Annotated in this window: 15 protein-coding genes and 1 pseudogene; 11 read left to right on the forward strand and 5 right to left on the reverse strand. The window is 61.9% G+C overall.

What is annotated here, in order from left to right; genetic code table 11:
- The first annotated feature begins 1,156 nt into the window (after positions 1 to 1,156).
- Positions 1,157 to 2,356 carry an ABC transporter substrate-binding protein gene (locus tag FJV43_RS29160; RefSeq protein WP_239622442.1) on the forward strand — a complete coding sequence of 400 codons (1,200 nt, stop codon included), beginning with the start codon at positions 1,157 to 1,159 and terminating at the stop codon, positions 2,354 to 2,356.
- Entirely contained in the window at positions 2,299 to 4,287 is a 1,989-nt protein-coding gene (locus FJV43_RS29165) for an AMP-binding protein (RefSeq protein ID WP_239622443.1), read from the forward strand. The genes FJV43_RS29160 and FJV43_RS29165 overlap by 58 nt, the downstream gene beginning before the upstream one ends.
- Positions 4,288 to 4,329: 42 nt before the next feature.
- Here FJV43_RS29165 and FJV43_RS29170 read toward each other — a convergent pair whose 3' ends face one another.
- Positions 4,330 to 4,863, reverse strand: a complete 534-nt coding sequence (locus FJV43_RS29170) for a helix-turn-helix domain-containing protein (RefSeq protein ID WP_239622444.1) — start codon at positions 4,861 to 4,863, stop codon at positions 4,330 to 4,332.
- Between the two features lie 226 nt (positions 4,864 to 5,089).
- Between FJV43_RS29170 and FJV43_RS29175 the strand changes: the two genes are divergently transcribed.
- The 7 genes and pseudogenes from FJV43_RS29175 (at position 5,090) to FJV43_RS29205 (ending at position 12,069) form a co-directional block, all read left to right on the forward strand.
- Positions 5,090 to 5,722 (forward strand): 2-hydroxychromene-2-carboxylate isomerase, encoded by a 633-nt coding sequence (locus FJV43_RS29175; protein ID WP_239622445.1) that lies wholly within the window; start codon positions 5,090 to 5,092, stop codon positions 5,720 to 5,722.
- A 77-nt stretch (positions 5,723 to 5,799) separates the two neighbouring features.
- Positions 5,800 to 6,295 (forward strand): annotated as a pseudogene (locus FJV43_RS29180) (CoA transferase); the annotation flags it as partial.
- Between the two features lie 452 nt (positions 6,296 to 6,747).
- Positions 6,748 to 7,485: an SDR family oxidoreductase gene (locus FJV43_RS29185; RefSeq protein ID WP_239622446.1), complete on the forward strand. Its 738-nt coding sequence runs from the start codon at positions 6,748 to 6,750 to the stop codon at positions 7,483 to 7,485.
- 14 nt (positions 7,486 to 7,499) lie between these two features.
- Positions 7,500 to 8,681, forward strand: coding sequence for an acyl-CoA dehydrogenase family protein (locus tag FJV43_RS29190; protein WP_239622447.1), 1,182 nt, complete (start codon positions 7,500 to 7,502; stop codon positions 8,679 to 8,681).
- A 23-nt stretch (positions 8,682 to 8,704) separates the two neighbouring features.
- Positions 8,705 to 9,835, forward strand: coding sequence for an acyl-CoA dehydrogenase family protein (locus FJV43_RS29195; protein WP_239622448.1), 1,131 nt, complete (start codon positions 8,705 to 8,707; stop codon positions 9,833 to 9,835).
- 18 nt (positions 9,836 to 9,853) lie between these two features.
- The gene (locus tag FJV43_RS29200; RefSeq protein ID WP_239622449.1) at positions 9,854 to 11,041 is read left to right on the forward strand and encodes an acetyl-CoA C-acyltransferase; all 1,188 of its coding nucleotides are present in this window, start codon (positions 9,854 to 9,856) and stop codon (positions 11,039 to 11,041) included.
- A 23-nt stretch (positions 11,042 to 11,064) separates the two neighbouring features.
- Positions 11,065 to 12,069 (forward strand): nitronate monooxygenase family protein, encoded by a 1,005-nt coding sequence (locus FJV43_RS29205; RefSeq protein WP_239622450.1) that lies wholly within the window; start codon positions 11,065 to 11,067, stop codon positions 12,067 to 12,069.
- An 89-nt stretch (positions 12,070 to 12,158) separates the two neighbouring features.
- Here FJV43_RS29205 and FJV43_RS29210 read toward each other — a convergent pair whose 3' ends face one another.
- Both FJV43_RS29210 and FJV43_RS29215 read right to left on the reverse strand, forming a co-directional pair.
- Positions 12,159 to 13,319, reverse strand: coding sequence for an iron-containing alcohol dehydrogenase (locus FJV43_RS29210; protein WP_239622451.1), 1,161 nt, complete (start codon positions 13,317 to 13,319; stop codon positions 12,159 to 12,161).
- 34 nt (positions 13,320 to 13,353) lie between these two features.
- Complete coding sequence (locus FJV43_RS29215) at positions 13,354 to 13,566, reverse strand: alpha/beta hydrolase (protein WP_239622452.1); 213 nt, start codon at positions 13,564 to 13,566, stop codon at positions 13,354 to 13,356.
- A gap of 128 nt (positions 13,567 to 13,694) precedes the next feature.
- Here FJV43_RS29215 and FJV43_RS29220 point away from each other — a divergent pair, with 128 nt between their 5' ends.
- Positions 13,695 to 14,930 (forward strand): ring-cleaving dioxygenase, encoded by a 1,236-nt coding sequence (locus tag FJV43_RS29220; RefSeq protein WP_239622453.1) that lies wholly within the window; start codon positions 13,695 to 13,697, stop codon positions 14,928 to 14,930.
- Here FJV43_RS29220 and FJV43_RS29225 read toward each other — a convergent pair.
- Positions 14,864 to 15,853 (reverse strand): LysR substrate-binding domain-containing protein, encoded by a 990-nt coding sequence (locus FJV43_RS29225; protein WP_239622454.1) that lies wholly within the window; start codon positions 15,851 to 15,853, stop codon positions 14,864 to 14,866. The two genes, FJV43_RS29220 and FJV43_RS29225, sit on opposite strands and share 67 nt — an antisense overlap.
- Positions 15,854 to 16,114: 261 nt before the next feature.
- On the opposite strand from FJV43_RS29225, the gene FJV43_RS29230 reads away from it, so the two are divergent.
- Positions 16,115 to 17,041 carry an AraC family transcriptional regulator gene (locus FJV43_RS29230; protein WP_239622455.1) on the forward strand — a complete coding sequence of 309 codons (927 nt, stop codon included), beginning with the start codon at positions 16,115 to 16,117 and terminating at the stop codon, positions 17,039 to 17,041.
- An 18-nt stretch (positions 17,042 to 17,059) separates the two neighbouring features.
- On the opposite strand, the gene FJV43_RS29235 is transcribed toward FJV43_RS29230, so the two are convergent.
- Positions 17,060 to 17,692, reverse strand: coding sequence for a hydrolase (locus FJV43_RS29235; protein WP_239622456.1), 633 nt, complete (start codon positions 17,690 to 17,692; stop codon positions 17,060 to 17,062).
- Positions 17,693 to 17,704 lie beyond the last annotated feature (12 nt).

Genomic DNA, 17,704 nt, shown 5'->3' on the forward strand with positions numbered 1-17,704 from the left:
TTTTTTCAAGCGCCTTGATTTTGATTGCCAAATTCTTGCCACCTCTTTTAGCCGTCGGCTCAAAATAAGAGCCCCGCCTAAGCGGGGCTTTCTACGATCGGCTTCCGGCCGTCAGGCAGCGTTTCGAGCCACACTCTCAAATCGTCTGGCAAGATGATTGTGCGCCTCCCGTGCTTCTTCGCCCCAAGTTTGCCGGCGCTGATCGCCTCGCGAATGGAAGTCAGCCCGATCCCGGTAAGGGCGCTTGCCTCCTCAGGTGACACCGAGAGTTGTTCCGAGAGCGGTATCTCTCCCTTCTGTCCGAACTCGTTCATTTCGCCCGCGGTTTCGCATCCAAGCGGCGTGGACTCATAACGGGCGTGGCAAGCTCCCCGCGCAAGTCGGTGTCATAGCCTCGGTCGGCAGCAGCATTGCCCCGGATTTCGAAGAGATAGCAGTTTTTCGCCAAGTCGAACGTCGTGTACCTTGGCCCGGCTCAACGCCAGGCTTACCGGCAGACCATTGTGCGTGGCGGCTTCTCTTCGCGATGCTGCCACTATGGAAGCGGATGCGTCGCGGCAAGACGGATGTCGCGACTAGCTTCGCTCCATCCGTGCTGATGGCATCGTTCGTAACCTGGGTGGCGCTGCTGTTGATTGATCTCGGCCTCGTATCAGCAGCCCTTGATTGCGGAGGCTTTCTTGTCGGATGGCGACTATCGGACACTGCGGGCCCAGAATGAGATCTTGCAACAATGAGCCGGTTGGCCAAAGCCGCATGCGGTCGCGAAGATTGAAGTAAGTCCAATATTAGAATTAATGCAGCACAAGGGCGCCGCGATTTGCTTTTTCACTCGATTTTCCTGGCTGACGTCGCACAACACACAGCGATTTTCCGCTTTCTAAGCCACGATTAGACAACCCTTTATCGAACGCCGCTGGTGCGGTGCCGCCGTCAACGAACGATCATCTAATGGCTTGACTAGTTCTAAAAAAGAACTGTAGCTTGTCGCCGACAAGAAGGCCGAGCTCAACGGCCGCAGGGCTCACCACGCCGGCCATTCACATTTGGGCGGCGAGGCGCGCAGTTCGCACGGCACGATGCCGGGTGAACAGCCGGGTGACGCGACAAAACACAATGACGTGCCCGGACGGGTACGCATCAGGGAGGACGAGCCATGTTGGCGAAATGGAAGAGTCTTGCGGCTCTGGCTTTGCTTTTGAGCAGTCCGGCGTTCGCAGCCGACGAGCCTGGAGTGACCGCGACCGAGATCAAGATCGGCGGGGTATATCCATTCAGCGGACCTGCGTCGTCGATCGGTCTCGTAGGCAAGGGTCTGATCGCCTACATCCAATCGATAAACGACCGCGGCGGAATCAACGGCCGCAAGATCAACTACATCGCCTACGACGATGCCTACAGCCCGCCGAAGGCGGTGGAGCACGTCCGCAAGCTCGTCGAGAGCGATGAAGTGGCGTTCATGTTCGGCCAGCTCGGCACGCCCGGCCTTTCCGCAACGACAAAATACCTGCGGGCGAAAGGGGTGCCCAGCATCGCCATCATCAGCGGCTCGTCCAAGTTCACCGACGTCGCCAGCTACCCGCTGACGACGACCGGCCTCGTCAGCTACGACACCGAGGGAAAAATCTACGCCAAGTATCTGACCAAGACGCTGCCGAACGCCAAATACGCGATCCTCTATCAGAACGACGATCTCGGCAAAGACTACGTCAACGCCTTCAAGGCGTTTCTCGGCAAGGACTACGATCGAAAGGTCGTCAGCGCATCCTATGAGGTCACGGAGCCGACCGTCGATTCGCAGATCACAACCCTGAAAAGCTCCGGTGCCGAAGCCCTCATGATCGCGGGAACGCCGAAATTCGCCGCGCAGGCGATCCGGCAAGCTTCCGTGATCGGCTGGAAGGCGACGGTGATCATCAACTTTCCGTCCGGTTCGGTCGGCGGCACGCTCGCGCCGGCTGGCCTCGACAAATCGGTCGGCGTAATCGTCGGGACCATCAACAAGGACGTCGTGGATCCCAACTGGAAAGACGATCCCGCGATGCAGGCCTATCGGGCGTTTCTCGACAAGTACCTGCCCGGCGTCGACATCACCAACGGTAGCTATCTCACCGGCTATCAGCAGGGCATCCTGCTCGAGCAGATCCTGAAACAATGCGGCAATGATCTGTCGCGCAAGAACGTTCTGGCGCAGGCCAAGAACCTCAGGGATTTCGTCGTCCCGACCGCGCTGCCCGGGATCAAGGTGAACACCAGCGAAACCGAGAACATGATCTGGACGCAGATGCGGCTGCAGCGGTGGACCGGCTCGACCTGGGAAGCCTTCAGCGAAGTGTTGGACGCCAGGTCCGAGTGAGTTCGCGAGTCAGGGGAGCGGACGCGGCGCGAGCTGCGTCCGAGCCTGCTCTGCGTCGGCGGGCCGCCGACGGTCACGACAGGAACGCACCGTGTGCGGCCTTTCAGCAATTCGGGAGATCATTTTCGATGTCGACAACGGCGCTGACGTTTGCACCAAGAGAGGTCTCCATCGAGCGTCGAGCAGATGGCACGCTCATCTTGAGCTCGCCCCTTGCGTGGGAGCCGTGCGATTGGCGCATCACGGATTTTCTGCCACGCTGGGCCGAAGCCGTTCCGGACCGGATTGTCCTGGCGCAACGCAACGCGAGGGGCGGATGGGACGAGATCACCTATGGTGATGCCTGGGCGCAGGTTCAGGCGGTCGGCCAAAGCCTGATCGATATGGGCGCAAAGCCGGCCGACAAGCTTGCGGTCCTGTCCGGAAACTCCATCGAGAACGCGGTGATCTCATTTGCGGCAATGTCGATCGGGGTCGTTCTGGCGCCGATATCGCCAAACTACACCCTGATGCCCGGGGGCCTTGCACGCCTCAAGGACATCGCCGAGGTGCTGCGCCCGAGTTTCGTGTTCGTCCAGAGCGGCCGCGACTTTTCCGCTGGCCGCGCCATTCCCGAACTGGCAGCCGCGACCTGGATCAGCGTCGATGGTGCACCGGACACAGTGCCTTTCAAGGTTCTGACCGATCGGACCGGGAGCGAGGGATTCGCGCGCGCCTCGCGTGAGGTGCCCTGCGATTCCGTGGCGAAGATCCTCTTCACTTCCGGCTCGACCGGCTTTCCCAAAGGCGTGCTCAACACCCACCGGATGATGGCAAGCTCCCTGCAGATGGGGAGCCTGCTCGTGTCACCTCCGGCTGCGCCGGTGCAGGTTGAATGGCTGCCCTGGCACCATACGATGGGCAGCAACGTCATCCTTCACGGCATTCTGAAGAATGGCGGAACGCTCTATATCGACGATGGCCGGCCGCTGCCGCAGCTCTTTCACAAGACCATCGCCAATCTCAGGGAGATTTCGCCGACCGCGATGTTCAATGTCCCGGCGGGCTACAATCTCCTATGCGACGCGATCGAGAAAGACCCCGACCTCGGCGCCCGCGTGTTCAAGCGGATGGATCGTTTGAGCTACGCCGGAGCTGCAATCTCGCAAGGTACGCTTGAAAAACTCTACCGGCTGACATCGTCGATCACGGGACGCTCAATTCCTGTCATGTCAGGCTACGGCACCACCGAAACCGCCCCGACGATCAGTACGACCCACTGGGCAACCGATCAGCCGGGGGAGATTGGTCTTCCCGCGCCGGGACTTCAGCTCAAGCTGATTCCCGTCACCGATACTTACGAGGTCAGGGTCAAGGGACCCAACGTCACGCCTGGCTATCTCGGCCAACCGGAGTTGACGGAAAGGGCCTTCGATGAAGAGGGCTTCTATCGCATCGGCGATACCGTCTCGTTTCTGGATCCGCAGAAGCCGGAGCGGGGTCTTCGCTTTACCGGCAGAATCTCCGAGAATTTCAAGCTCTCGAACGGCACCTGGGTCGCGATCGGCAATATGCGCGCGGCAATCCTGGCCGCGACCGGCGGCGTCCTGCTCGACATCGTCGTTGCGGGCGAAAACCGCGAGGCGTGCGCGCTGCTCTGCTGGCTGAATCCGACCGAGGCGGCAAGAATTTCGAGCGGCCGAGCCGGCGATTTGACCTGCGATCCTGGCGTGATTCAATTCCTGAAGGATCGTTTTCAGCAGTATAACGAGACCGTCGGGAGCAGCGAAAGGATCTGTTCGTTCTCGCTGCTGAAGGATCCGCCATCAATGGCCGCGGGAGAAATCACCGACAAGGCCTACGTCAACCAACGTGCCGTGCTGAAAGTTCGCTCCGAACAGGTTGAGCGTCTCTACGCCAACGAACCGTGCCGCGATGTGGTCCTGGTGTGACGGGAAGTTCAGCGTTGCTTGCGGCATGCCGGGGCTGCCGTCTCAAGCGGCGCGTGATCGTGCCTTTGTCTTCCTGGTCTCCGGCGTCTTCCCGGTCTCCGGCGCGCTTTTCTCGAGCAGGCCGCCGCGGGCACCCGGCCCCGGGTGAGTATGAACCTCCTTGGCCGACAATGGCTCGCCGCATTCGGAGCACACCATGACAGGATCGAAGTCCTTTCCGCATTTGCGGTGCTGGTGCAGCAAGGGGCGGCCGCGCTCGTCGACCATATGAGTATCACCCCAATGCACGATTGCCATCATGATCGGATAGAGGTCGAGGCCCTTCTGAGTCAGGATATATTCGTGGCGCTTGGGCGATTCCTGGTAGGGAATGCGGCGCAGAATGCCCTGTCGAACCAGTTTCTTCAGCCGCTCGGCGAGCAAGTGCCGTGTGATTCCCAGCGCCGACTGGAATCCCTCGAAGCGGCGCGTGCGCAGGAAGCACTCGCGCAGGATCAGAAGCGTCCAGCGGTCGCCGATCACGGCGATGGTCCGGGCCATCGAGCACGGCTCTTCCTCGAGTTCTTTCCACTTCATCCACACACTCCAGTCGTGCCGGCATGGGCCGTTTCGAATCGCCACAAAGGCCGGCGCGGTCTCTTGCATTCTAGATAGGTACTAAATTCCAAACAATACCCCTCCGGGCAAGGGAAACCAGCGGAGTACAGCCGGATTTGACAGTTCTTTTATAGAACTATACCATAAATGGGGCTGGCGAGTGGATCGCCAGTGGCCCGTCATACGATCTCCGGGAGAAGCCGCGATGACCTTGAAGGTTGAATTCCAGTTCGATTTCGGTAGTCCGAACGCCTACCTGGCTGAAGTGGCTATTCCGGGCATTGAGCAGCGGACTGGCGTGAAGTTCGCCTATGTACCGGTTCTCCTAGGCGGAATTTACAAGGCGACCGGCAACATGTCGCCGTTCGACTCGCTTCGCGGGATCAAGAACAAGCCGGAATATCAGGCGCTGGAAACCCAACGGTTCATCGGACGCCACAACATCACGAAATTTCGCCAGAATCCGTTCTTCCCGGTCAACACGCTGATGCTAATGCGCGGCGCTGTCGCCGCCCAGTTCGAGGGCATGTTCGAGCCGTATTTTCGCGCCGCCTATCACCACATGTGGGAAGAGCCTAAGAAGATGGACGACCTCGAAATCTTCCGCAGCGCGTTTATCTCCTCTGGCATCGATGTCGACCGGTTGATGGCGCGCGCACAGCAGGATGACGTCAAGAAGCGGCTGATCGATCTGACCAACGACGCCGTCAGCCGAGGAGCATTCGGCTCTCCGACCTTCTTCGTTGGCAAGGAGATGTTCTTCGGCAAGGACCAGCTCCGCGACGTCGAGGAGTCCATCGCCGAGCAGACCAGACAGCCCGTTCCCAAGTCGGCCTGACGGACGCCGACTGCCCGGACCGAGTGGCGAAAGCCACTCTCGGTTCCAGAACAAAAGCAAAATCAGGCAGAATGCCCATACCTGGTCCACTTCACGGCGTTCGCGTGCTTGATTTGACCGGCGTGGTGTCAGGCCCGTTCGCGACCATGTTTCTGGCGAATCAAGGCGCCGAGGTGCTGAAGATCGAGCCGATCGGCGGCGGAAGGCTGTCGATCGACGTCAAGAGTGCGCCTGGGCGCGAGGTGCTCAGCCGGCTGGTCGCGCAGGCCGATGTCCTGGTGCAGAATTTCCGGCCAGGGACCATGGAACGTCTCGGTCTCGGCGTTCTGGAGTTACGCCAGCGCCATCCGCGCCTGATCTACATCTCGATCAGTGGGGTCGGCGATACCGTACGACAAGAAGCGCGTCTATGATCCGATCGTTCAGGGACTCTCCGGCTTCGCCGATATCCAGTCGCAGCCGGTGACGAATCGGCCACAAATGATCCGCACCATCGTCTGCGACAAGACCACCGCGGTGTTCACAGCGCAGGCAGTTGCGGCGGCGCTGTATGCGCGTGAGAAGAGGGGCAGGGCGCCCCCGTCGCGCCGGCAGATGCAAATCGTATAGCCGCCCTTCGCAAAGCGCCGCGCGACGGCTGCGCCCACCAGGATCGCCACGCCGCGGCTCTCGACCGTGCGTTCTCCTCAAGTACATTCTTATTTGGAACGTATTGGTACTTGCCCCCTGCAGCATTGTAAAGATCGCGCGAAAGGGTAAGTCAGCTGCCCCATTCTCGGGCCAGAGCCGAAAGCGACAAATTGGCGATTGACGAGTTCTAAAAAAGAACGTTAGATCGGATTAATGAATGCGCTGCGGCAAAGGACATGCGCTCATCATCCGGGAGGTTGGCAATGGCGACCCTTTCAAGCGCGACCGATATAGCAGGCGGCCATATGCTCACGACCGGCGAATGCCGCATTGGGCCAGGCGCTCCGGCCTCGGCGAAATAGCTTCAACAGATCAACCCTACCGGGAGACGAGCCTTGCAAAAGAGAAGCGCAACCGCGGCCGTGATCGGCGCCGGCGATTTCATCGGCGGCGAAATCGCCAAAAAGTTCGCAGCAGAGGGATTCACGGTCTTCGCCGGCCGCCGTAACGGCGAAAAGCTGGCTCCGCTCGTGAAGGATATCGAGGCTGCCGGAGGAGAGATCCACGCCCGTTCGCTCGACGCTCGCAAGGAAGACGAAATCATCTCCTTCCTGAACGATGCGGACAAGCACGCGCCGCTGGAAGTCTGCATCTTCAACATCGGGGCGAACGTCAATTTCCCGATCCTGGAAACCACCGAGCGCGTTTTCCGCAAGGTCTGGGAAATGGCCTGCTATTCCGGCTTTCTGGCCGGTCGCGAGGCGGCCCGGCTCATGCTGCCGCGCGGGGGCGGCAACATCTTCTTTACCGGGGCGACCGCCTCGCTCCGAGGCGGCAGCGGTTATGCAGCTTTCGCAAGCGCCAAGTTTGGCCTTCGCGCGGTCGCGCAAGCCATGGCCCGCGAGCTCGGCCCGAAAAACATTCACGTCGCGCATCTCATCATCGATTCCGGCGTGGATACCGAGTGGGTCCGGCAACGGCGGCTGGAGGCTCTCGGGCCGAACGCGCTGGATGATCCGGACGCCTTGATGCCGCCGTCCTCCGTTGCTGCATCCTACTGGCAGCTCTACCAGCAGCCGAAAAGCGCGTGGACGTTCGAGATGGAGATCCGTCCCTTCGGCGAGAAGTGGTAGCGGAGCCTGCTACGATGGAGCTCAAGCTTTCCCGCGAAGATACCGCGTTTCGCGACGAGGTGCGTACTTTCATTACGGAGAACTATCCGCCGGAAATGCGCGTTCCCAATCCGGAGACCGATCTGACCAAGGAGCAGTCGCTGCTCTGGCACCGGATTCTCTACAAGAAGGGTTGGATCGCGCCGCTCTGGCCCAAGGAGTATGGCGGCCCGGGCTGGTCCGTCACGCAGCGCTTTATCTTCGAGCAGGAAACCTCTCGCGCCGGCACGCTGCCGCCGCTCGCCTTCAGCGTCACCATGGTCGGGCCGGTGATCTACACGTTCGGCAACGAGGCGCAGAAGAAGAAGTTTCTGCCGCGGATTCTGTCCGGCGAGGATTGGTGGTGCCAAGGTTATTCGGAGCCGGGCTCAGGCTCGGACCTCGCAACCGTCAGAACCAAGGCGGTGCGTGACGGCGACCACTACATCGTCAACGGCCACAAGACCTGGACCACGCTGGCGCAGCATGCCGACTGGATCTTTTGCCTCGTGCGCACCGATCCGAACGCGAAGCCGCAATCCGGCATCTCCTTTCTGCTGATCGACATGAAGTCGCCCGGCGTCACCGTGCGGCCGATCATCACGATCGATGGCAGCCACGAGGTCAACGACGTCTTCCTCGAAAATGTCCGCGTGCCTGTCGAGAACCTGGTTGGCGAGGAGAACAAGGGCTGGACCTACGCCAAGTTCCTGCTCGGCAAAGAGCGCACCAGCATGGCCGGTATCGGCCGGTCCACCCGCTACATCAACAAGCTGAAACAGATCGTGAGGGCCGAGATACCTGTCGATGATCCCGCGCATCTCGAATTCCTGCGCGACATTGCCCGCATCGAGCTCGACGTGCTGGCGCTGGAGGCGACGGAACTGCGCGTCGTCGCCCAGATGGCGCGCGGCATAGACCCCGGTCCGGCGGCCTCGCTTTTCAAGATCCGGGGCACCGAGATATTTCAGAACATCACCGAGCTCACCCATCGCGCGATCGGCAACTACGGCCTGGCCATCCGCGAGCATCCGGTCAGCGCCAACCGCTTCATGCCAGGCCCCGATTACGGACACACCGCGTCGGAGAAGTATCTGAACGCGCGCAAGCTCAGCATCTACGGCGGATCCAACGAGATCCAGCGAAACATCATCGCCAAGGCCGTGCTCGGGCTCTAGCCACGACGGATCGGGAGGATCGGATGGATATTCAGTTCACGGAAGAGCAGGAATTGCTGCGGTCCAGCGTCCAGCGGCTGCTGCGTGACCAGTACGATTTCGAGGCACGACGCAAGATCGTGGCAAGCGAGGAAGGCTTCAGCCGGAAGCAGTGGGCGGCTTTCGCCGAGCTCGGCCTGCTGGCCGCCCCGTTCTCCGAGGGCGCCGGCGGTCTCGGCGGCGGCCCGTTGTCGACCATGATCGTCATGCACGAGTTCGGTCGTCACCTCGTTGTCGAACCGTTTGTCGAGACGGTGGTGCTGGCCGGCGGCCTGATCGAGCACGCGGGCACACCCGAGCAGCAGCAAAGTTTCATCCCGGGTATCATCGATGGCTCGCAGGTCTGGGCGCTGGCCTGGACGGAGAAAGCATCGCGTTTCGATTTCGCCCATGTCGCGACAAGGGCGCGGCGCGAGGGGAGTGACTACGCTCTCACCGGCGCGAAGACGATGGTGATCGCCGCGCCCTGGGCCGATCATCTGATCGTCTCGGCGCGGACTTCCGGCGACGACCGTGACCGTGGCGGCGTGAGCCTGTTCGTGGTCGATCGCCGTGCTGCCGGCGTCGATCTCCAGAGCTTCAAGACCATCGACGGTCGCCGGGCAGCCGAGGTCAGCCTGCGCGATGCGCGCGGGCAATTGCTCGGGCGGAAAGGCGAGGGCGTTGCTGCACTGGAAGCCGGCCGCGACCGCGCCATCGGTGCGCTCTGCGCGGAAGCGGTCGGCGCGATCGGCGAGCTGAATTCTGCCACGCTGGAGTATTCCAAGACCCGCAAGCAGTTCGGCACCACGATCGGCTCCTTCCAGGTGCTGCAGCATCGCATGGTCGACATGTTCATCGCCCATCAGGAGGCGCTCTCCTTGATGCAGCATCTCAGCCTCAGCCTCAGCGCCGGCGATCCCGGACTCTCGCGGCTTGCCTCCGGTGCCAAGTCGAAAATCGGGTATGCCGGCAAGTTCGTAGCCGATCAGGCGGTGCAGCTTCACGGTGGCATGGGAATGACGGACGAGCTCAACGTCGGGCACTATTTCAAACGCATCTCCTCCATCAACATCCAGTTCGGCGATCCCGCGTTCCACGTGCTGCGCTATGCGCAGCTGGACACGGCCGCGTAAGCAGAGAGGCCAGCCAGCATGACGACAGAAGCAGTCATCGTTTCCACCGCAAGGACAGCCGTCGGCAAAGCCTATCGTGGCGCGCTCAACAACACGGACGGCCCGACCATGGCCGGGCATGTGATGGCCGAGGCGGTGAAGCGTGCCGGCATCGCGCCCGGAGAGGTGGAAGACGTGGTCCTGGGCTGCGCGATGCAGCAAGGCACCATGGTGATGAACGTGGCGCGCAAAGGCGCGATCCGCGCCGGCTTGCCCGTGACGGTGGCCGGCACCACCATCGACCGGCAATGTGCGTCTGGCCTGCAAGCCATCGCGGTGGCCGCTCGCTCGATCATGCTTGATGGGGTCGAGGTCGCGATCGGCGGCGGCATCGAGTCGATCAGCCTCGTGCAGAATGAGCATATGAACAAGTTCCACGCCGTCGACGACGAGCTGATGGCGATGAAGCCCGAAATGTACATGTCGATGCTCGATACAGCCGAAATCGTTGCCGAGCGCTACAAGATCGGCCGCGACCGGCAGGACGAGTACAGCCTCGAGTGCCAGCGCCGCGTTGGCGCCGCGTTGCAGGCCGGCCGCTTCAACGACGAGATCGTGCCGTTCACCACCAGAATGGCGCTCGTCAACAAGGACACCAAGGAGGTCAGTTACGAGCAGGTGACGCTCACAAAGGACGAGGGCCCGCGTCCGGAAACCACCGCCGAGGGCCTCGCCAAAATCAAGCCGGTGTTCGAGGGCAAGACGATCAGCGCGGGCAATGCGAGCCAGCTTTCGGACGGCGCTTCGGCCTGCGTGATCATGAGCGACAAGATCGCCGCGAGGAAGGGACTGAAGCCGCTCGGCATCTTCCGCGGCTTCGTTGCCGCCGGCGTCGAGCCCGACGAGATGGGTGTCGGGCCGGTCGCCGCGATCCCGCGCCTGCTCAAGCGCCATAACCTGAAGATCGACGACATCGACCTCTGGGAGCTGAACGAGGCTTACGCGGTGCAGGTGATCTATTGCCGCGACAAGCTCGGCATCGATCCCGACAAGCTCAACGTCAACGGCGGTTCGATCGCGATCGGTCATCCCTATGGCATGACGGGGGCACGGCTTACCGGCCATATCCTGATCGAAGGCCGGCGGCGCAAGGCGAAATACGGCGTGGTGACCATGTGCATCGGTGGCGGCATGGGCGCAGCGGGCTTGTTTGAAATCATCCACTGAGCGGAAACGCGGGGAGATCATTCGTGAAGACAGCGATCACTGAACTGTTCGGCATCGAACATCCGATCATCCAGGGCGGAATGCATTATGTCGGCTTCGCCGAAATGGCGGCTGCCGTCTCCAACGCCGGCGGGCTCGGCTTGATCACGGGCCTGACGCAGCGGACGCCGGAGTTGCTGGCCAAGGAGATCGCGCGCTGCCGCGACATGACGGACAAGCCGTTCGGCGTGAACCTCACGTTCCTGCCGACCTTCAGCGCGCCGCCCTATCCGGAATATATCGCGGCGATCAGGGAGGGCGGTGTCAGGATCGTCGAAACCGCCGGGCGCAGCCCTGAACAGTACATGGCGGCCCTAAAGGCGGGCGGCATCAAGGTGATTCACAAATGCACCTCCGTCCGGCATTCGCTGAAGGCCGAGCAGATCGGCTGCGATGCCGTCAGCGTCGACGGCTTCGAGTGCGGCGGCCATCCCGGCGAGGATGACATGCCGAACATGATCCTGTTGCCGCGCGCGGCCGAGGAACTGAAGATCCCGTTCGTTGCTTCGGGCGGCATGGCGGACGCGCGCAGCCTGGTTGCGGCCCTGGCGATGGGCGCTGCGGGCATGAACATGGGCACGCGCTTCATCGCCACCAAGGAAGCGCCGGTGCACGAGAACGTCAAGAAGGCACTGGTCACGGCGACGGAACTCGACACCAGGCTCGTTATGCGCGCGCTCCGCAACACCGAGCGGGTCCTGAACAACAAGGGCGTCGAGCAGCTGCTCGAGATCGAGCGAGAGAAGGGCAAGAGCCTCAAGATCGAGGACATCCACGACGAGGTGGCGGGCGTCTATCCCAAGGTGATGATCGAGGGCGACATGGACGCAGGCGCCTGGAGCTGTGGCATGGTCGTCGGGCTCATTCACGACATTCCGACCGTGAAGGAACTGATCGACCGCATCATGGCGGATGCCGAGCGACTGATTAGGGACAGGCTGACCGGATTTCTCGACGCCGACAGCGGAGCCGCGCGGAAGGTCGCGTGAGGACCACGGGGATCGGCGCTTCAAGCGCCGCTTCCCCGCATTCGTCTGGTGAGGGGCCCCCGATCTCGGCTCCCTCACCGAGGCCGCTGCTAGGCGGCCATTCGCAGCAGACCGACGATGTCGGATTCGTCTTTGAAGGGGCGCGGATTGGCCTTTACGAAGCGATGATTGATCGCGATCCTGCTGATCCGATAGAACTTGTCTTCACCAATGCCGACGTCGGCCAGCCGCGCAGGCAGTCCAAGCGTCCTGGTGAATTCCGCGAAGGCATCTGCGGCTTCGCCGCCCGGCGCGCCCAGGGCCGTCGCCAAACGCTTCTGCGCATCTTCGGTGAACGGCTTGTTGTAGCGTAGAAGGCTCGGCATGATGACGGGCGTGCAATAGTAGTGGGGAACGTCGAACGTTCCGCCAAGCACGTGGCCAATGCCGTGACTTGCGCCCATGGGGACGCGAGCCTGCAGCCCGTACGACGCAAGCCATGAGCCATATTGTGACAATTGGCGTGCCTCGAGATCGTCAGGCTGTTGCAAGGTCTGGAGCATTCCCTCACGCAGCGTGCGGATGCCGGCCAGGACGACTTCGTCAGCCAAGGGAGTGCCGGCCGGCGAGCACAAAGCCTCGATGCCGTGATCCATCGAGCGGGTGCCCGATCCCATCCAGAGCTTTGTCGGCGTATGAAGGGTGAGGGCGGGATCGAGAATGATGGCCACCGGCATCATCTGGGGGTGAAAGAAGATCTGCTTCAGCTTCTGGCGCTCATCGGTGACGAGCGCTGCGGCATTGTATTCCCCGCCGTTCAGCGTCGACGGCACCGCGATCTGCCGAACTGCCGGCGCGCGGAAGGGAGATTGGCTTACGCCAGGCCCTATCGAAAAGGGATCGAAGCCCGCTTCATCGCGGATGTCGTGCTCCATCGCCATGATGACGATCTTGGCGAGATCGACCGCCGACCCTCCGCCGACAGCCACGACCAGATCGGCTCGCGCCTCTTTTGCATGTAGGGCGACCTCGGCAGCCTGCTTGCGCGTCGTGTGCTGTGCAATTCCGTCGAAGGTCGCTGCATGCTTGTCGCCGAGCGTAAGCCGGATTTTATCGATCTCGTCGGTCTTGGAGTTCAGGGTCCGGCTGGCGAGGAGGAAGACGCGCTTTGCGCCAAGTCGCTCCGCCTCGTCGCGGACAGCTTCGGCGGCGGCTTTGCCATAGATGACCCGATCGATTGCCGGAAAGTTATGGACACCAGTCCTGCGCATGTTTTCCTCCCACGGGACGCCCGACTACCGGGCGTTATATTATGACCATCATGTAAATTAGGAGCGGCCTTTCGGCAAGTTGGAGCTTTGCGATGCGCTGAAGATTAAATGGCGACGGTTGCCGTCGCCGATCAACGGCGTCTTCAACCCCGAGCGTCTTCAGGAGTTCGACGATGTCGTTGGCCATCGTCCTCTTGTCATAGCCGTTCGGCGGCTTGTCGGTCTCGCCGTATCCGCGCAGGTCCAAGTGCCGGTATCTGGAAACGCCAGGCGAAGCTGGTCTCCGGGAAGCCGTGCTACAGCACGATCGGGGGGCCGGCCCCGGCCTCCAGGTAGAATTGGCGGATGCCGTTTGCCCGGCAGGTTGCTCGACGAATGGTGGTCACCGATCTCATGCCCGGGGTGCGAGGTTTCCGGGCGCGATCCTTCGTCAAGTCGGAGGGGACTGATTGCAGGTTTTCACGGCGTTTTGCACGATTGCATCCCCAAAGCTGCGGGAACGCTGGGTTAGGTACCGAATTTTACCCTGGCGGCGGTTCCAAGATCGGGAGAAAGTCCAAGACGCGCGGAGATGTTCGGGGTTGTCTCTCCGGAACGAGCAGCAACCAGAGGGAGAACGAGGACCCGCGCGGCGGAAATGGTGCTCCGAACGGGCGGCCTCGGGACCGAGGATTAGGCAGCAATTGCGTGAACGCACGGGGACTTCATCACGTCACAGCGATCATCGGTGACGTACGCCGCGCCGCCGACTTCTACGCGGGTGTGCTGGGCCTCAAGCGGGTCAAGAAGACCGTCTGCTATGACGATCCCGGCAGTTACCACGTGTACTATGGCGACGACATCGGCAATCCGGGTGCCGTGATCAGTACGCTCGCCTGGAATTGCGTGACGCCGGGGCTGAGCGGCGTCGGCGAGGTCGTGCAGACCGCCTTCCGCGTCGCACCGGATTCGCTCGATGGGTGGGTGGATCGGCTCAACTCTTCGGGGGTCCCCAATCGATTGGACGTGTCGCCCTTCGGCGAGCGCATGCTCTGCTTTGCCGATCCCGATGGCACGGCGCTGTCGCTGGTCGAGACGTGGGAAAAGCTGCCAGCGACAACCGTCCAAAATTCCACGGCCGATCGTGCGCTACGCGGCCTTCATGGCGTCACGCTGAACGTCCGTGAGGAGGATGAGACGATCGACATCCTTCAGAAGGTTTTCGATTTCCAGCTGGTCTCTCAGAGAAACGGCGCCATGCGCTTCGTGGCTCATGACGGTCCGGGTGGCACGATCACCTTGTGCATGATCGGAAAGTCTTCGCGGGGGCGCCTCGGCGGTGGCACCATCCGGCACGTCGCCTTCCGCGCGAGCAATCTGGACGATCGATCGGAGATGGTCGAGAAACTTCAATCTGCGTACGGCATCGTGGTGAGCGATCCGATCGAGCGAACCTACCTGAATGCGGTCGGCTTTCGCGCACCCTGCGGCGTGCTTTTCGAGATCGCGACCGACGGCCCGGGATTCGCGGTCGACGAGGCGCCGGAGCGGCTGGGCCAGCAACTTCAGCTTCCCGCCTCTCTCGAAGAACGTCGCGCCGAACTGGCGGCGATCCTGCCCCCGCTCACGTGAACTGCCTGTCGATCAACGCGAGCCCGACCTTCCATGAAATCGGTCAGCCGTGGGCACATGAAGTCGAGGAATGCTCGCACGCGTAAGGGCAGCCGCGGTCCACCGTGATAAAGCGCGTGTATTTGCTCTTCGTCGCCCGCCGTGCCCTCGAGCACTTCGACCAGGCGGCCAGCCGATATGTCGTCGCGGACGTGATAGTCGGCGAGCCTTGCAAGGCCGATGCCCGCGATTGCCATTCGCCGAAGGCTTTGCGCGTTGTTCGCAAGCAGCGAGCCGCTGATCGCCCGGTCGACAATTCGCCCGCTCTCCTTCAGGGGCCAGACCGGGGCAGAGCGCCGGAAATTGAATCCCAGACAGTTGTGACGTGAAAGATCCTCGACCCTCTTCGGCTCACCCAGGCGATCGATGTAGTCTGGAGACGCAACGATCCTTCTTTTGACGACCCCGATGCGTCGGGCGACCATCGCGGAGGCCTGCAAGGGGCCGACGCGGAAGGCGATATCGGTCCGCTCGAGGTACAGATCGACGATCTCGTCCGAGAGTGAGATATCGACCACGATCTCGGGGTGAGCTTGCCAAAAGGCGGGGAGCAGGGGCTCAAGGCCGAGAATGCCGAAGGAAACGGTGGTGTTGACCCGGATCGTTCCGCCCGCTGCCGCTGCACCCCGAGAGATGCCGCGTTCGATGCCATCGAGCTCGGCCAGCAGCGCAACGCTCTTCTCGTGGTACATCCGACCCTCGGACGTCAGCGACAGCCGCCGCGTCGAACGCTCAAACAGTCTGACACCGAGCCGTGTCTCGATCCTTCCGATGAGCTTGCTGACGGTGGACGGCGTCATCAACAGCCGACGAGCCGCCTCCGAATAGCTCTTGGCTTCCACCACACGGAGGAAGACCTGCATTTCGCCGATGCGATTATCCATCGCGTATCCATCTATGAAATCGTTTCACAGATAAAGTGGAATTGGAGCGGATTATCAAGTCCGGTAAATGTCACCTATGGTGGATCATCGTTTCCTTATGCAATCGGTTTTCCGGCGAGCACATCGCTGTCGGATCGGTGACTTGAACGGGGACGACTATCGCTCTATGAGGAAAAATTGATGCGGTGGACGTGATCTGCACGTGGTCCTTCGGATTCACTATGGCGGCATATCCAACGGTGGATAGCTTTGAACACCCCGATGATGGAAGAGTCTGATAGTACGGCGGGCGGCTTCTATGGTCGTCGCCTCAGCCAGCACCTGGGAATGGAGGGCGACTGCCTGCTGCGCATCAAGCGCGAAGGGCAATTGGCGCTAGCGATGACCCGGCTGACATGCTCCCAATTCATTCGGGAGCGGACCGCGGCGATTCCTTCCGAGCCGGCCTACAGCATCCTACAACAGCTCGGCGACCTCGATCGGCATTCCTGCTGGCTCGCCGGACGACCGAGATATTCGGGAGCTTTCGGTGCGGGGAGCGTCAGCGTGATCAACCTGATGGACAACCCCCAATGTGAGTTCAAGGGCCCGTTCGATGCCGTCCAATACTACGTGCCGCAGACGGCCCTCGACGAGTTCGCTCGCGAGCACGGAGCCAAGCCGGTCTCGACGCTCAAATGGAGCAGGAATCAGCGTGATCCGTTCCTGTCGACCCTGTCCAGCGTTCTGCTCAGTGCGGTGGAGCAGGATCCGACGAGCAATCAGCTCTTCGTCGATCAGATCGGGTTGAGTGTCCTGGCCCATTTCGCCCAGACCTACGGCGGAATGCGCCCACAAGAAAAAGCTGCGGGTGGAGGCCTCGCTCCCTGGCAGGAGCGTCGCGCCAAGGAAATCATGCGAGCGCGTCTCGCCAGCAATCTCACGATTGCCGACGTCGCCGCGGAATGCAAGTTGACGCCGAGCCACTTCGCGAGGTCGTTCCGGCGCAGCACAGGCGTTGCCCCGCACGAATTCCTGTCCCAGCTTCGCATCGACGAGGCGAAGCGCCTGATGTTGAGTACGAAGCTTCCGCTCGCCGATATCGCGCTCATCTGCGGCTTTGGCGACCAGAGCTACTTCACGAGGGTGTTTTCCCGCAACGTCGGGGCCAGCCCCGGAGCCTGGCGAAGAGCCCGCTCCGAGGGCTGACGCGAGCATGCCCCTGTCTTAAGCCGGTCGGATCATCTCGCGGGCGTAGGCCAGGCCGATCCCGTAGCCTCCGGCGTGAGATTCGACGATGGCACGTGCGCCATCGTAGGTTTCATGCCTCGTCCAATCGCGCTGCATCTCGAGCAGAACCTGGATCCAGGACGTGAGGCGGGCGCCGGCGGCCTGCATCCGGCCGAGAGCCAGTTCGTGGCTCCCAGTCGTCAGCCCTCCGCAGGCGTCGCCGACGACATAGACCTCGAGGCCGGCTGACAGCGCCGAAAGCACCGCGAACGTCACGCATGCCTCGGTCAGCAGGCCCGAAACGATCAAGCGGTTTCGACCGGTGGCGAGCACGGCCTCGCGCGTCTTGTCGTCCTCCCACACGTTCATGCTGCGCCGGTCGATCGGTTCGACGCTGGGAAGCGCCGACTTGACCGCCGGCATCAGCGGCCCGCTGTACACTTTCGTCGCCGAGGTGGACGCGACGACAGGCAGGCCGAACACCGTCGCGGTCTTCGCGAGCGCGACAACGTTGTTCATGAGAGCCTGCCGGTCGATCGAGCCCACTCCGAAAGCCAGGCCGGCCTGTTGGTCGATCAGGAGCAGGGCGCAGTCCTTGGGCTCGAGCAGATGAAGTGGATTCGCGGCCATCGACTTTTTCCG

It is taken from the genome of Bradyrhizobium sp. I71 (assembly GCF_022354745.1).
GTDB classification, from domain to species: Bacteria; Pseudomonadota; Alphaproteobacteria; order Rhizobiales; family Xanthobacteraceae; genus Bradyrhizobium; species Bradyrhizobium liaoningense.